This is a genomic window from Micromonospora sp. NPDC007208, assembly GCF_042869175.1.
Lineage (GTDB): Bacteria > Actinomycetota > Actinomycetes > Mycobacteriales > Micromonosporaceae > Micromonospora > Micromonospora foliorum.
Window position 1 is genome coordinate 13743 of the sequence record NZ_JBIAFG010000024.1, and the last position, 14180, is coordinate 27922.

Consider the following 14180-nt stretch of genomic DNA (forward strand, 5'->3'; position numbering starts at 1 on the left):
GCCGGTTGCCCTCCCGGTGCAACAAGCGCGGCACGGCGTCGCCGCCGTGCCGCGTCCGGTGCCGGGGCTGCTCGCCGCCGCCGAGCGGCACCTGCGCATCGGGTCGCCGACCGCGATGGCCGACGCGGTGACCCGCAGTCACCTCGACGACGGCCGGTGCGTCGGCTGGTTCGGCCCACCGGCGCCCGGCTGGCGGGTGGCCATCGACGCGGAGCGCGCCGCCGCCCCGGTGCCCCCGGCGCTGGCCCGCCGGTTCGGCGGGGGCGACTTCTGGGCCCGGTGGACCCGGGCCGAGTGCTGCTGCAAGCTGGCCGACGTGCCGGTGGCGGTCTGGTGGCGGCGCCACGGCCTGAATACGCCGGCCGACGGATCGGCGATCTGGCGGACCCTCGCGGTGGCCGACCTCGTGGTAACCGTCGGCTTCGCCCCCGCGAGCCTCCCGCCCCCTCCCACCCCGCGATCTTGCACTTTCTGACGCCGAATCGCGGCTTGTACGCCTTTCGCCGGGACAGTAACTGCAAGATCGCCGGGGTGGGGGCGTACCGGTTAGATGAGGTCCCAGCTCAGGGGGGTGCCTCGGGGGACGTCGGTGGTGTAGGTGCGGCCCAGGACCCGGTCGATCTCCACGGGGGCCAGCCCGCCGGCCGGCCGGATCGAGCGGACGTTGTGCGCGGTCACCGGGTCGCCGGCCCGGACGTCCTCGACCACGAAGAGCGAACGGCGGAACCGCAGCCCCTCCCGCTCGGCGGGGGTGGGGCCGATCGCGGTGCCGCCCAGCGCCGCGTACGCCCGGCCGGACTCGGCGACCAGGGCCGTGAGCTCCGCCGGGTTCAGGGAGAAGTCCGAGTCCACGCCGCCGTCGGCCCGGTCCAGCGTCACGTGCTTCTCGATGAAGCAGGCGCCGAGCGCCACCGAGGCGACCGCCACCCCGATGCCGGGCGTGTGGTCGGAGAGCCCGACCGGCACGTCGAACGCGCCGGCCAGCACCGGCAGCCGACGCAGGTTGCTGTCGGCCGGCGGCGCTGGGTAGGACGCGGTGCAGGCCAGCAGGACGATGCCCGCCGCGCCGCCGTCCCGGGCGGTGCGCACGGCGGCGTCGATCTCGGCGACCGTCGCCATTCCGGTGGAGATCACCATCGGCTTGCCGGTGCTGGCCACCAGCCGGATCAACGGCAGGTCGACCAGCTCCGACGAAGCGATCTTGTACGCGGGCGCGTCCAGCGACTCCAGGAGCTCCACGGCTGTCGCGTCGAACGGCGACGAGAAGACGGTCAGGCCACGCTCGCGGGCCCGCTCGAAGATCGGCGCGTGCCACTCGTACGGGGTGTGCGCGCGCTCGTAGAGGCGGTACAGGTTCTCCCCGCCCCACAGCTCGTGCCCGCTGGAGATCCGGAACGCCGGGGTGTCGACGTCGATGGTGATCGTGTCCGGCCGGTACGTCTGGAGCTTGAGCGCGTGCGCCCCGCTCTCGGCCACCGCGTCGACGATGGCCAGCGCCCGGTTCAGGTCGCCGTTGTGGTTACCGGACATCTCGGCGACCACGAACGGCCGCTCCCCGGCACCGACCGCGTGCGGTCCGATCTTGATTGTCGCCGTCATTCCGACCTCTGCTCAGGTACGCCCGCACCGGGGTGCGGTGGTGCTGTCGTCGTCCACCCGGCGGGTGGACGACCTGGAAAACCAGGGCGCCGGGAGCCGCCCCGGCCCCCGGCGTGCTCTGCGGTGGGGTCGATCACGGCAGCCGGCCACCGGCCAGCGCGTCGCGTCGCTCCGGCGCGAGCCCACCCTCAGGCGTCGGGGCGGCGTCCGCCGCTCGGCCCGGGTCCTCGTCGGCGGCGGGCGAACCGCCGTCGGCGCCGGCCGCCGGGCCGGGCCGACGCAGGCGACCGGCGACCCGGTGGGCCTGGCGCAGCGCCGAGTACGCCAACCAGTCACCCCGCCCGACGAGGCGGTGCTTGAGCCCGGCCACGCCCGGGGGCAGCGGGTAGCCGCCGGTGGGCAGGTACCGACGGTAGTGCGCGGCGGCCCGGTGGAAGAAGTCGCGCCGCAGGTGGGGGTGCAGCCGGCCGTCGTTGCCCACCACCACCAGGTAGTGGCTGATCATCAGCTCGAACAGTTCGGCCTGCAACCGCTCGTCCGGGTGCTTCCGGGCGACCCAGTCGAGCAGCCGCTCGTACTGGTCGAAGGCGTCGAAGTGCCGGCCGCTGCGGGTGGAGGTGATCGCGCCCTGGCGGCCCTGGCGGTACAGGTAGCAGATCCGGTCCAGCACGGAGATCTTCTCGGCCCCGATCAGCAGGGGGTGGCTGAACGGGATGTCCTCGTACCAGCCGGGAAAGAACCGCAGCTCCAACTCGTCCATGAAGTCCCGGCGGACCACCTTGTTCCAGGCGGTGTGCTGGACCCGCAGCAGTTGCGGCTGGTCGGCCAGCCGGGTGACGCCGGGAATTCCGCGCAGCAGCGGGCTGCTCGCGTCGACCTCCCGCCGGCCGTCCTCGTGCACCCGCAGGTGGTCGAGCATCAGCACGTCGGGCTGGTGTTGGCGCAGCCGGTCCAGCACGGCCGCGATGGTGCCCGGCGGCAACCAGTCGTCGCTGTCGACGAACCAGACGTACCGGCCGGTGGCCACGTCGAGCCCGGCGTTGCGGGCCAGCCCCAGACCCACGTTGCTGCTCAGGTGCACGACGCGGACGCCGTCGCGGCCGAGCGCGTACGAGTCGAGCATCGTGCCGCAGCCGTCGGGGGAGGCGTCGTCGACGGCGATCAGCTCGACCGCGTCCGATTCGCCGGCCGGGATGTCGGCCCGAATCGACTCGAGGCACTGGTACAGGTACGCCTCGACGCCGTACACGGGCACGACGATGCTCAGCAGCGGTGCGTGCGTCGGCTCATTGACCACGTCCGCCACCTTCGACGACCCGGGTGGCCGGCCCCGGAACCTGACGTTGCCGCCGATGGTGGAATCTCTGAACTCCCGCCCAGCAGAAGGTTAACGCCGGCCGGCGGGCGGTTCCCCGGTCCGGGGAACGCGGGCTCGTGGGGCGGGTGGGACGCGTCCGGTTCACCCGGGAGTGACCCGGTAGGGTGCCTCGGTGCGGCCCTGCCGGGTCGTCGCGGGCGTCGCCGTCGCGCCGTCCGACGCCGCGCCGAGGAGGATACGACCGTGCTGGTGACCCTGCCGAGCGTCGGGATCCCGGCATGACGAGCGTCGCCGCGGTGTCGGCAGCCCGGCCCGCACCCGCACCGGCCCGGCTGCCCTCGCTGACCGGGCTGCGGTGGATCGCCGCCCTGCTGGTCTTCGGCTTCCACGCCGGCACCATGCGGATCATCGCCGAGCCGGACTACAAGGCCGTGGTCGACGCGCTGTTCACCCTGGGCCTCTCCGGGGTGCAGTTCTTCTTCATCCTCAGCGGTTTCGTGCTGGTCTGGTCGGCCCGTCCGGGCGACTCCCGGCGTACCTTCTGGCGGCGACGGATCGCCAAGATCTACCCGAACCACCTGGTGCTGTGGGCGGCGACGCTGGCGGTCGCCGCGTTCTTCGCCGACCCGGTCCTTCCGGCTGCGGCGTTGGAGAACCTGCTGCTGTTGCAGGCGTGGGACCCCCGGCCGGGCTGGTTCTACAGCATCAACACCGTCAGCTGGTCGCTCTCCTGCGAGTTCTTCTTCTACCTCTGCCTGCCGCTGGCCCTGCCGCTGCTGCGCCGGGCCCGGCCGAAGGTGCTCTGGGCGCTGATCGTCGCGCTGCCGCTGCTGATCCTCGCGCTCTGGCCGGCGCAGGAGTTGGTGCCGGAGGTGAGTCGGTGGTGGTTCACCCAGATCTTCCCGCCGGTACGGTCGCTGGAGTTCTGGTTGGGCGCGGTGGCGGCCGAGTTGATGCGCCGGGGGCTCTGGCGCGGCCCCGGTCTGACCGTGGCCAGCGGGATCTTCCTGGTCACCTGGGTGGCGGCCGCGCAGTGGATTCGCGCCGAGCTGTGGACCACGCTGCTCGCGGTCGCGTACCTGTTGGTGATCGCCGCCGCCGCGGACGCGGACGTGCGGGGTCGGCGCTCGCCGTGGCGTTCCCGGCCGCTGGTCTGGCTCGGTGAGGTCTCGTTCGCCTTCTACCTGGTGCACGTGCTGGTGATGACGAGCGTGTTGCGCTGGAGCGGAACCTGGGGGATCGGCTTCGCGGGCTGGCGCGGCCCGGCCGTGGTGCTCGGCTTCCTGGTGACGAACCTGATCCTCGCCGGGCTGCTGCACCGCTTCGTCGAGACCCCGATGATGCGCCGGCTCGCGCCGCGCCGCGCGGCCCGTCCGGCACCCGTCCCCCGACAGCGCACCGCCGACGACGACGCCGCCCGGGACCCCGCGAGCAGCACCCGAGCCGAGGCCGGCGGGGCCGCCGACGAGGTCGGTCAGGCCGACGGCCGATCAACGTACGTCGAACTGCGCTGACAGCGTCCACCCTGGTCAAACGGGGTCGGCGCGGCGTGATTCGACACGCCCGTGGTCGGTGCGCCCGGGTCGACGCGACGGTAGCGTGGAGACGTGCTTCCGGTCGCGTTCACCTGTCCGCTGTGGTGGGTGGCGCGCTGGGCGACGCGGGTGCTGACCAGCCTCGCCGTCGTCGCGGCCCTGGCGCTCGGCGCAGGCCCGGCCACGGCCGCCGCGTCGACGCCCAGCCCGGTGCCAACGCCGAGCGCGGTTCCGGCCTCCGTCGCTGCCGTGCCGCTGGCCGCCTCCTACCGGCACGCCGGGGCGCACGGTGCGGCGCGCCCGGCCCCGGCGATACCGCCGGAGGCCGCCGAGGAGTCGGTGCCGGCCTGGTCGGTCGACACGCCGGTGGCGCTCCCCGGCGATCAGGGCACCGTCACGGCCGGCGTGCTGCCGGTCCGCGTGGCCGGGTCTGACCGGCTGCCCCTCGTCGACGGTGCGAGCGGTCAGGCCTCCCGGGCCCCACCCGGGCGCTGAGCCACCGGGACGACCGTCCCGTCTCCGCGCCCTGTCGACCCACCCGTTCCCCACCCCGCCGGCAAGTGGCCCACCGTGGCCCGCTGCCGGCGCGGCTCCCATCGCACTGCTCTCTCCCCGAGGTGCCGACCATGGAGACCGTCGTCTTCTACCAGTTCGTGACCGAGGTGCCGCGGGCCGCCGCCATCTGGTCGGCGCTGTTCCTGCTGACCCTGGGCCTGCTCACCGTGCTGGCCGCCCGCCCGGAACGGGACCGGCCCACGGACGACCCGCCCCCGGCCGCGCCCACCGCCCGGGAGCTGGCCGCCGCCGAGGCCGTCGACAGTCGCCGCTACGCCGAGGAGGTGGCCGTCGCCGCGGCCGGCGCGGCCACCACCGCCCGGCGGCGACGTGCCGCCTGGCTGGCCGCTCAGGAGCAGCTGGAGCGGGCCTGGGTCGGGTACGACGAGGCGGACACCGCCGCGCGTCGTTTCGCGGGCGCCGGGGCGCTGCCCACCCCGCAGACCCCGCACACCCCCGCCGAGTACGCCGCCCGGGAACGCTATCTGCACCGCGCGGCGATGGCGGCGTACTGGCGGGGCGACCTGAGCATGGCGCAGCTCGGCGACGTGTTCGGGCACCGGCGTGGCTGGGATCCCCGGCGGCACCCGGTCGAGCAGGAGGTACTGGTCAGCCGGGTGGTCCGGGATGCGCGGCTGGCCGACTACCGGGTGGCCGCCGACCGTGAGCGGGCCGCCTGGCGCGACGCGGAGTTGGCCGCCGAGTCGGCTCGTACCCTCGCCGAGGAGGCGTACGCGGCGGCAGCGCGGCTGCGCCCGACCCCGGTGTCCGCTCGCCGGACGGTGGCCGGGGCGATGCGTCCCGCCGTCGTGGCACGGTGGCGCCCGGCCCGGGCGGGTTGAGCCCGATCCGTGATGTGAGGCCGGTCACGCAATAGCGAAATCGGACGGTCGGCGCGATCGGCGGCATTGTTCCCGCGATTATGGCCGCGTTCTTCGCGGCCTGTCCGGTTGTCGCCCACAGGCGTCGCCGTAACCGGTTGTCCCATCGAGTCACATCATCGGCAATACGCGCAGAAATTGTCGCGCCAATTGGGGTTTACGCAGGTGAACCTGGCTTGGCAGGGCGTGGAGCGACCAGTAGTGTCGTCCCGTCCGGTGCGGTAACCGATCGCAAGACGCGACGCCGCACCGACCCGCTCAATCGTGATCAACGAACCGGGGACCCATCAGTAAGTCCGGGGTGAATCCGCGAGCCACGGCCCGCGGTAGGGCGATCTTCCCGCCCGAATCCGTCAGCTAACCCGGTAGGCGGTGTCGGAAGGAGTCCCATCCTCGTGCAGCACCTTTCCACCCCTCGGTTGTTCCCTCGCCTCCACGGCGCGGCGGTGCACCCGCTCACTCGTCCAGTGACGGTGAGCTGACCCCCCGGGTCATCGCCTTCCCCGCCCGGCCACGCCGGGCGTTCCCCTGAGCGGTTCACCATCCGCGGACCACGGTCCGTGCGCTGGCGCCTGCCCGGATACCGGCCCGGCCCCGGTGTGCCGCTCACCCCCCGATCCGTGGAGGACCCCGTGAAGCACACCCTGCAGCGTCAGCTCCGCCGCCTCGCCACCGAGCGTCCGTACCAGATCGTCGCCGCCTCCGCCGCGGCCCTCGCGATCGCCACCACCACCGGCGCCCTGCTCACCACTGCCGACGACGCCCCGGCCGGCCAGCGCACCGCGACCACTGTCGCCGAGATGCGCAGCGACGTTGCCGCCTCCCGCAGCGAGGTTCGGGACGCGTCCCCCTCGGCCAGCGCCGCGCCGACCACGGCCGCCCCGGCCACCAGCGCCGCGTCGCCCGCCGCCAAGGCCAGCAGCAACCCCGACCTGACCCGGAAGCCGGAGCGCCCGAAGCCGCCGGCGACCAAGGTGCTCGACTACGACTACGAGGCGCAGAACACCTACTACAACTGCGGCCCGGCGGCCACCCGGAACGCGCTCAGCGCCGCCGGCATCGACCGCACACAGGAGGAGCTCGGCGCCGAGCTGGGCACCACCGAGATGGGCACCAACTCGGCCGAGGACACCACCCGGGTGCTCAACGCCGAGGTGAAGGGCTCCCCGTACCGGACCCGGATGTTCCCCGGCGCGCCCAGCCCGGCCCAGATGGACCGCCTCCAGGCCGACGTGGTGAACGCCATCACCGACGGCCGGGGCGTGGTGGCCAACGTCGTCGGTGACGCCACCGACACCGACGGCGGCTGGCACTCCTACGGCGGCGGGCACTACATCGCCGTCGTGGGCTACAAGGACAACGGTCGTACCGTGCGAATCGCCGACTCGGCGAACCCGGCCGACCCGTCGTACTGGATCACCACCATCGACCTGGCCAACTGGATCACCAGCCGGGGCTACTCCGCCTGACCCGGGCACCCTGACCGCCGCGGGCGCCGTCTCCCACAAGGGGCCGGCGCCCGCGGCGTTTGTCCGCGCGGTCCCGTCGTACGCCGTCATCGGCGGCTCTCGTACCCGGCCGTGAACCGTGGGAGACTGCGGCCGTGGTGGAGACATCGGGTGGTCACGCCGGCCGTAGGCCGGTCCTGCTGCTGCTGCACGGCATGGGGGCGACCGGGGACGTGTGGTTGCCCTGGGCGCCCTACCTCGAGCAGCACTGGCCCGGGCGATGGCTGGCACCGGACCTCGCCGGCCACGGCTGGGCCCCGCCGCTGCCGTCGTACTCCTTCGCGGGTTTCGCCCAGCGGATCGCGCAGGCCCTCGCCCCCGACGACCGGCTGGTCGTGCTCGGGCACTCGCTGGGTGGGGTGGTCGGCCTGGCGCTGGCCGCCCGCGCCGCCGGGACGCCTGTGGACGCGGTGGTCGGGCTGGGCATCAAGGCGCTCTGGTCACCCGCGGAGCTGACCCGCGCCGCCGAGGTCGCCGCCCGCCCGGTGAGCTGGTTCGCCAGCCGCACCGAGGCGGCACGCCGCTACCTGCGCGTCGCCGGCCTGGTCGGCCTGGTCCCGCCGGACCACCCGGTGGTGGACGCCGGGCTGCGTCAGGTCGACGGCCGGTGGCGCCTCGCCATGGACCCGGCCGCCTTCGCCGTCGGCGAGCCCGACCTGGCCGCGCTGCTGGCGGCGACCGACGTTCCGGTGGTGCTGGCGCGCGGTGAGAACGACCCGATGGTCACCGACGAACAGCTCAAGGAGTACGGCGTACCGGTGGCCACGCTGCCCGGTCTCGGGCACAACGCGCACGTGGAGGACCCGGCGGCGGTGTTGGCGCTGCTCGACCCGTACCGCTGAGCGGGGCTACGCCGGTGTGGGCGCGGTGAGGGTCTCGGCCGGTGCCAGCTCCCGGCGCGCGGCGGTCAGGAACGCCTCGGCGTACGACTCGGCCGGGAAGTCACCCAGGTAGCGGCGGCGGGTGGCCCAGCGGGCCTCGGCCAGCGGGTCGGTGTCCAGCAACGCGGTCAGCACCTCGTCCACGTTGGACATGTCCCGGTGCAGCACGTAACCCGACCCGGCCAGCGGGAACCGCTCCACGAACCGGTCGCCCTCGTCGCCCATGTCGGTGACCGCGTACGGCTTTCCGGAGTAGAGGAAGTCGGAGATCACGCCGGACACGTCGGAGACCAGCGCGTCGGCGGAGTTGACGCACTCGGTCAGGCTCAGCTCCCGAGCCGCCGCGCCGACCACGTGCGGACGGCCGGTGCGGGTCCGGTCGGCGACGAGCAACTCGGTCAGGCGGCCCAACTGGCGGGCCGATGCCGGGTTCTGCGTGGTGTACGGGTGGGCCCGCAGGATCACCGTCGCGCCGCGCTCCAGCAGTCGACGCAGCAGCCCTTCGGCCACCGGCAGCGAGCAGTAGTTGGCGTCGGCGTGGTGCCCGGTCCAGGTCGGGGTGTACAGCACCGTCGGGTGCGCCAACCCTCGCGCGGGCTCCGGGCGTACCTCGATCGCCTCGACCTGTGGGCGACCCACCACCACGAACTTGTCCGCCGGGATCTGCACCCCGGCGCGGGCGTACCTGTCGATCGCCGCCTGCCCGGCCACGAAGATCCGGTCGAAGATCCCCGACACCGGGTTGGCGCTCGGCGCCTTGTCGCTGTCGCCGTGGTGCAACTGGATGTGGGTGAGCTGGGTGAAGCGGACGCAGTGGCTGTTCTTCGCCCCGTGGTTGACGTAGAACGCCGCCCGCAGGCTCGGCACCAACGCCTCGTCCATCGCCCCCAGGGTGGGGCAGTAGACCACCGGCGCGTCGGTGGCCGCCGCGATCGGGGCCAGGAACTCCGGCTCGCGCAGCACGACCAGGAACGGCCGGCCGATCCGTTCCAGGTACGGCAGCCACATGGTGACCTGGTATTCCGAGCCGGGAGGCGCGGAGAAGTAGAGCAGGAACTCCGGCTGGTGCCGGCGCAGCGCGGCGGCCACCGCCCCACCACCGGCCCGCGGCCGGAACCGCCGCCGGGCCAGGTCCAGTGCGACCGCACCGGCGCCCGCGCCGACCAGCAGGCTGGCGGCCAGCGCCACACCGGCCGGCAGGGCGAGAGCGGCGGCGAGCGCCAGCGCGGCGAGCAGCCCGAGCAGGGCCGTGCCGAGCTGGCCGGCGATCAGCGGCGTCCAGGCGGGTACCGGCAGGTTGGCCGCCCGGATCTCCAGGCTGCCGGCGGTGCGCAGCGGCCCCACCAGCAGCACCAGCCCGAGCAGGACCAGCCCGGTGGCGACCAGCGCGAGGTCGAGCCCGTCATCCAACCGCCGGGAGTAGCCGACCAGAACCGCGGCGGCGATCAACGCGGTCTCCGCCACCAGATCGGCGCTGGGCCGGATCCGCTGCTCGGCGGCTGCCGCGGCCAGCGCGGCCACGGCCAGCGCCAGCCCCCAGCCGGTGGCGCCGGTGAGCGCCAGCACGACAAAGGCCAGCACGGCCAACCCGGTGGTCAGGCACCGGGCGGCCAGCTTTCGGACCAGGTCGCCGCGCATGTCGCTCCGTTCGTGGTTCCGCAGGCGTCGGCGTCAGTTCGCGGACGTCGCGCCGGCCGACGTCTCGACCCGACCCGACCCGGCCTGGGCCGGCACGCTCGGCGTGGGCCCGTCACCGGGTGCCCGGCGTACGTCGATCACCTGACCGGTCAGGTCGGAGATCAGCACGTCCAGCGACGACTGGGCGACGGCCTCCGCGGCGAGCAGGGTGTGCTCCGGCTCCTCGCCGAAGGCCCGCGTCCGCATCGGGGTGGCGGTGCGCTCCGGGTTGATGCAGTTGACGCGGACGCCGACGTCGGCCCACTCGTCGGCGAGCGCCTGGGTGAGGTTGACCAGGGCGGCCTTGGTGGCCGAGTAGAGCGCGTAGCGGGCCCGGCCCCGGGTGTAGGAGCTGGAGGTGTAGAGCAGCAGCTGACCCTTGGTCTGCTGGAGGTACGGGAGGGCCTGGCGGGCGATGGTCACCGGGCCGACGAAGTTGACCTGGAGCAGCCGGTCCATGGTCTCCTCGTCCATCTCGGCGAGGGCGCCCTTCTCCAGGATGCCGGCGGTGACCACCACGTGGTCGATCCGGCCGGTGGCCTCGAAGGCGGTCGTCAGCGCGGCCGCGACGTCCTCGGCCCGCTCCACGTGGGTGCCGGTGCTGGAACGGCTGAACGGGAAGACCTGGGCGCCGTAGCGCCGGGCCAGCTCGGTCAACTCGTGGCCGATGCCGTAGCTGCCGCCGAACACCACGATGGTGCGGCCGGTCAGCTCCTCGCTGTAGCTGCGGTGGTCGGTCAGGCGGGGCGCCTGCGCCGCGGCGAGCTGGAAGAGCTTGTCCGCCAGGTGCACGTCGACCGGGTGGGTGACCTTGATGTTCTCGTCCGAACCGTCGATCACCTTGATCGGGGTGCCGGGGAGGTAGCGCAGCACCACGCCGCAGTCGTCGGTGGCGGCGAAGTCCGGGTCGTCCTCGGCGATCCGGTACGCCGCACGGATCGTGGGGGAGCGGAACGCCTGCGGGGTCTGGCCCCGGCGCAGCCGGGAGCGCACCGGGATGTCGGTGATGCAGTCGTTGTCGTCGACCTGGATGATCGTGTCCGCGGAGGGGATGGCCACGTCCACGGCGTCGTAGCTCCAGAGCGCGTTGACGCACTCACGCACGATCCGGCCGCTGAGCAGCGGGCGCACCGCGTCGTGGAAGAGGATGTTGCAGTCTTCCGGGCCGACCGCGTCCAGGGCGATCCGGGTGGTGGCGTTGCGGGTGTCACCGCCCTCGATGACCTTGGTGACCTTGCGCAGGCCGGCCTTCTCGACGATCTGCTGGGCGTCCTCGACGTGGCCGGTGGCCATCAGCACGATGATCTCGTCGATCTCCGGTGCAGCCTCGAAGACCGCCAGGGTGTGCTCGATGATCGGCTTACCGGCGATCTTCAGCAGCTGCTTCGGGATGCCGAGGCCGAGCCGCGTCCCGGTGCCTCCGGCCAGAACCACCGCCACTGTCCGCGAGGGCCGCCACGGCGTCTGGGTCTCCGCTTCGGCGTCCGGGCCAGTGGTCTGGTCCTGCGTCATTGCCGGATCCTCACTCTCAGGGATGCGTTAACGGAAGGTTCCGCCCGAGCGGCGACGGAATGAACCTTAACGCGCGGACCGCGTCGCCCCAACGCGGGCGACGCGGTCCTCAGGTGCCGTGTCGATGCCGGACGTTCGCCGGAACTCTACTTGCTGTTCGCGTACGCCTCGTACGCCCGGATGACCTCGTCGGTGGGCCCATCCATCCGGATGACGCCCGATTCCAGCCAGATCGTCCGTTCGCAGGTGTCCCGTACGGAGGAGAGTTGGTGGCTGACCAGGAACACCGTCCCCGCGCCCTCCCGCAGCTCCCGCACCCGCTGCTCGCTGCGCTTACGGAAGCCCTTGTCGCCGGTGGCGAGCGCCTCGTCGATGAGCAGCACGTCGTGCTTCTTGGCGGCGGCGATGGAGAACCGCAGCCGGGCCGCCATGCCGGACGAGTACGTCCGCATCGGCAGGCTGGCGAAGTCACCCCGCTCGTTGATCCCGGAGAAGTCGATGATCCCCGCGGCCTGCTTGGCCACGTCATCGGGGTGCATGCCCATGGCCAGGCAACCGAGGACGACGTTGCGCTCCCCGGAGAGATCGTTGAGCAGGGCGGCGTTGACGCCCAGCAGCGACGGCTGCCCCTGGGTGTGGATGGCGCCCCGGTTGACCGGCAGCAGGCCGGCGATGGCCCGCAGGATGGTGGACTTGCCGGAGCCGTTGCTGCCGATCAGCCCGATCGCCTCGCCCCGGTACGCGGTGAAGGAGACGCCCTTGACCGCGTGCACCTCCCGGACGTTCGGCGCGTGGGTGCGCTTGACCAGCCGGCGCAGCGCGGCCACCGGCGTGGTGCCACCGGCGGCGCCCTGGTGCACCCGGTAGATGATGTGCGCGTCGTCCACGACCACTGTCGGGATGCGCTCCTGCGTGCGGGTCATCGTCGCGCTCGCCTCGGGGGCGGCGTCGAAGTGCTCAACCACGGCCGTACTCCTGTTCGCCGCGCCAGAAGTAGATGAAACCGCCGATGCCGGCCACCAGCGCCCAACCGGCGCCGACCAGCCAGAGCTGGGTCAGCGACTCGTTGAGCAGCGGTGCCTCCTCCAGCAGCGTGTACCGCGCAAGCTCGATGTAGACCAGCAGCGGGTTGTACTGCACAAGCGTCGTCGCCCAACCGGGCAGCCGTTCGAAGAGGCTGACGCTGTAGAGGACGCCGGAGCCGTACATCCAGGTGCGCATGATGAACGGCATGACCTGCTTCAGGTCGCTCGACTTGGAGCCGAGCCGGGCCACCAGCAGCACCACGCCGGCGTTGAACACGGCCTGCAGCAGCAGCGCCGGCACCAGCAGCAACCACTCCCAGGTGAGCGGTTCGCCGGTGACCAGCACGATGCCGATCAGCACCACCATCGAGGCCAGCAGTTGCTGGAACTGCGTCATCGTCGTCGACAGCGGCAGGCTGGCCCGGGGGAAGTGCAGCGCCCGGATCAGCCCCAGGTTGCTGCTGATCGACTGGGTGCCGGCCAGGACCGCGCTCTGGGTGAAGTTGAAGATGAACAACCCGGTGGTCAGGTAGGCGATGAAGTTCGGGATGCTCTTCTGGTCGAGCACCACCCCGAAGATCAGGTAGTAGACCGCCGCGTTGGTGAGCGGGGTGAGCACCTGCCAGAGCTGACCCAGCTTGGCGTTGCTGTACGAGGCGACGAGCTTGGCATTGGCGTACGCGGCAATGAAGTGCCGGTAGGCCCATAGTCGGCGGCTGTACTCGACGAGGGTGGGGCGCTCACCGGCGACCCGTAGCCCGTGCCGAGCGGCCAGCTGCGCCTGGGTCAGGCCCGTGTCGGGGTCGACCAGCGCGGTGGTGGCCATGGAAATGGCGCTCCGATCTTTCGTGCAGACGGGGGTTGCTCGCGACGATCGAATCCTAGTGGGAAATGTGCGCGGGGCGCCGCCTCGTCGCTGCGAGGACAGTAGTCCGAAACACGTCGGGACGCAACCGTACCGTCGTTGCGCTACGCTGTCCGGCGTGACCTGCGATAAGAGCCCTCGATGACGACCGAGAAGAGGCGGGCCCCGGCCGGCGCGGCGGTGCTGCGCGACGAGATCACCACGGCGATCCGCCGCGCGCTGATGCAGGAGCTGGCCGCGGTCGGCTACGGCCGGCTCTCCATCGAGGCGGTGGCCCGGCGGGCCGGCGTCAGCAAGACGGCGATCTACCGACGGTGGAGCTCGAAGCTCGACCTGGTGCTGGAGATCGTCGCCGCTGCGGCACACGGCAAGCTCCCCGCACTGGACACCGGCACGCTGCGCGGTGATCTCGCACTGCTGTTCCAGGCGGTGGCCCACGCGCTCCGGCACCCACTGGCGTCGCAGATCATCCCGGACCTGCTGGCCGAGGCCGCCCGCAACCCCAGCATCGACGCGACCCTGCGTCAGGTGCTGCACACCCGGCAGCAGGAGATCGGCGGTCGCCTGGTCACCCGTGCCGTGCAGCGTGGCGAACTGCCCGCCGACACCGACCTGGACGCCGCCATCGACCTCATCGTGGGTCCGCTCTACTGGCGGCTCGCCATCGCCCGGCTCCCGCTCACCGACGGGTACCTCGACAATCTGGTCGAATCCGTGGCGGCCGGGCTCGGCGCCGACAGCGTGCTGCCGCGTCCCCGGGCGGCTCCGATCTCGGGCTGACCAGCCCTCGACACACGGCCGCCGGCAGCAGCGGTCTCCCTGTC

At 72.7% G+C, this 14180-nt stretch carries 13 protein-coding genes and 1 riboswitch; of the genes, 7 read left to right on the forward strand and 6 right to left on the reverse strand.

What is annotated here, in order from left to right; genetic code table 11:
* Positions 1 to 16: 16 nt before the first annotated feature.
* Complete coding sequence (locus ACFYL6_RS31215; RefSeq protein WP_387176816.1) at positions 17 to 475, forward strand: hypothetical protein; 459 nt, start codon at positions 17 to 19, stop codon at positions 473 to 475.
* A 71-nt stretch (positions 476 to 546) separates the two neighbouring features.
* Here ACFYL6_RS31215 and pseI read toward each other — a convergent pair whose 3' ends face one another.
* Both pseI and ACFYL6_RS31225 read right to left on the reverse strand, forming a co-directional pair.
* Complete coding sequence (gene pseI / locus ACFYL6_RS31220) at positions 547 to 1599, reverse strand: pseudaminic acid synthase (protein WP_387176817.1); 1053 nt, start codon at positions 1597 to 1599, stop codon at positions 547 to 549.
* 133 nt (positions 1600 to 1732) lie between these two features.
* Positions 1733 to 2896, reverse strand: a complete 1164-nt coding sequence (locus ACFYL6_RS31225; RefSeq protein WP_387176818.1) for a glycosyltransferase family 2 protein — start codon at positions 2894 to 2896, stop codon at positions 1733 to 1735.
* 299 nt (positions 2897 to 3195) lie between these two features.
* On the opposite strand from ACFYL6_RS31225, the gene ACFYL6_RS31230 reads away from it, so the two are divergent.
* The 5 genes from ACFYL6_RS31230 (at position 3196) to ACFYL6_RS31250 (ending at position 8238) form a co-directional block, all read left to right on the forward strand.
* The gene (locus ACFYL6_RS31230) at positions 3196 to 4431 is read left to right on the forward strand and encodes an acyltransferase family protein (RefSeq protein ID WP_387176819.1); all 1236 of its coding nucleotides are present in this window, start codon (positions 3196 to 3198) and stop codon (positions 4429 to 4431) included.
* Between the two features lie 93 nt (positions 4432 to 4524).
* Complete coding sequence (locus ACFYL6_RS31235) at positions 4525 to 4947, forward strand: hypothetical protein (protein ID WP_387176820.1); 423 nt, start codon at positions 4525 to 4527, stop codon at positions 4945 to 4947.
* Positions 4948 to 5078: 131 nt separating this feature from the next.
* The gene (locus ACFYL6_RS31240) at positions 5079 to 5849 is read left to right on the forward strand and encodes a hypothetical protein (RefSeq protein ID WP_387176821.1); all 771 of its coding nucleotides are present in this window, start codon (positions 5079 to 5081) and stop codon (positions 5847 to 5849) included.
* Positions 5850 to 6133: 284 nt separating this feature from the next.
* A riboswitch (cyclic di-AMP (ydaO/yuaA leader) is annotated at positions 6134 to 6275 on the forward strand.
* A gap of 233 nt (positions 6276 to 6508) precedes the next feature.
* Positions 6509 to 7357, forward strand: coding sequence for a C39 family peptidase (locus tag ACFYL6_RS31245; protein WP_387176822.1), 849 nt, complete (start codon positions 6509 to 6511; stop codon positions 7355 to 7357).
* 134 nt (positions 7358 to 7491) lie between these two features.
* Complete coding sequence (locus ACFYL6_RS31250) at positions 7492 to 8238, forward strand: alpha/beta fold hydrolase (RefSeq protein WP_387176823.1); 747 nt, start codon at positions 7492 to 7494, stop codon at positions 8236 to 8238.
* A gap of 6 nt (positions 8239 to 8244) precedes the next feature.
* Here ACFYL6_RS31250 and ACFYL6_RS31255 read toward each other — a convergent pair whose 3' ends face one another.
* From ACFYL6_RS31255 to ACFYL6_RS31270, 4 genes are all read right to left on the reverse strand, one after another.
* Positions 8245 to 9915 (reverse strand): CDP-glycerol glycerophosphotransferase family protein, encoded by a 1671-nt coding sequence (locus tag ACFYL6_RS31255; protein ID WP_387176824.1) that lies wholly within the window; start codon positions 9913 to 9915, stop codon positions 8245 to 8247.
* A gap of 33 nt (positions 9916 to 9948) precedes the next feature.
* Complete coding sequence (locus tag ACFYL6_RS31260) at positions 9949 to 11466, reverse strand: D-ribitol-5-phosphate cytidylyltransferase (protein WP_387176825.1); 1518 nt, start codon at positions 11464 to 11466, stop codon at positions 9949 to 9951.
* A 146-nt stretch (positions 11467 to 11612) separates the two neighbouring features.
* A complete protein-coding gene (locus tag ACFYL6_RS31265; RefSeq protein ID WP_238657093.1) occupies positions 11613 to 12389 on the reverse strand; it encodes an ABC transporter ATP-binding protein in 777 nt (258 codons plus the stop codon).
* Positions 12390 to 12423: 34 nt separating this feature from the next.
* Positions 12424 to 13317, reverse strand: coding sequence for an ABC transporter permease (locus ACFYL6_RS31270; RefSeq protein ID WP_387176826.1), 894 nt, complete (start codon positions 13315 to 13317; stop codon positions 12424 to 12426).
* 180 nt (positions 13318 to 13497) lie between these two features.
* Between ACFYL6_RS31270 and ACFYL6_RS31275 the strand changes: the two genes are divergently transcribed.
* Entirely contained in the window at positions 13498 to 14136 is a 639-nt protein-coding gene (locus ACFYL6_RS31275; protein WP_387176827.1) for a TetR/AcrR family transcriptional regulator, read from the forward strand.
* Positions 14137 to 14180 lie beyond the last annotated feature (44 nt).

Bases quoted from the DNA above. Each gene is read 5' to 3' on its own strand.
- pseI (WP_387176817.1), bottom strand. From the start codon at position 1,599: ATGACGGCGACAATCAAGATCGGACCGCACGCGGTCGGTGCCGGGGAG.
- ACFYL6_RS31230 (WP_387176819.1), top strand. From the start codon at position 3,196: ATGACGAGCGTCGCCGCGGTGTCGGCAGCCCGGCCCGCACCCGCACCG.
- ACFYL6_RS31240 (WP_387176821.1), top strand. From the start codon at position 5,079: ATGGAGACCGTCGTCTTCTACCAGTTCGTGACCGAGGTGCCGCGGGCC.
- ACFYL6_RS31255 (WP_387176824.1), bottom strand. From the start codon at position 9,915: ATGCGCGGCGACCTGGTCCGAAAGCTGGCCGCCCGGTGCCTGACCACC.
- ACFYL6_RS31260 (WP_387176825.1), bottom strand. From the start codon at position 11,466: ATGACGCAGGACCAGACCACTGGCCCGGACGCCGAAGCGGAGACCCAG.
- ACFYL6_RS31265 (WP_238657093.1), bottom strand. From the start codon at position 12,389: ATGACCCGCACGCAGGAGCGCATCCCGACAGTGGTCGTGGACGACGCG.
- ACFYL6_RS31270 (WP_387176826.1), bottom strand. From the start codon at position 13,317: ATGGCCACCACCGCGCTGGTCGACCCCGACACGGGCCTGACCCAGGCG.
- ACFYL6_RS31275 (WP_387176827.1), top strand. From the start codon at position 13,498: ATGACGACCGAGAAGAGGCGGGCCCCGGCCGGCGCGGCGGTGCTGCGC.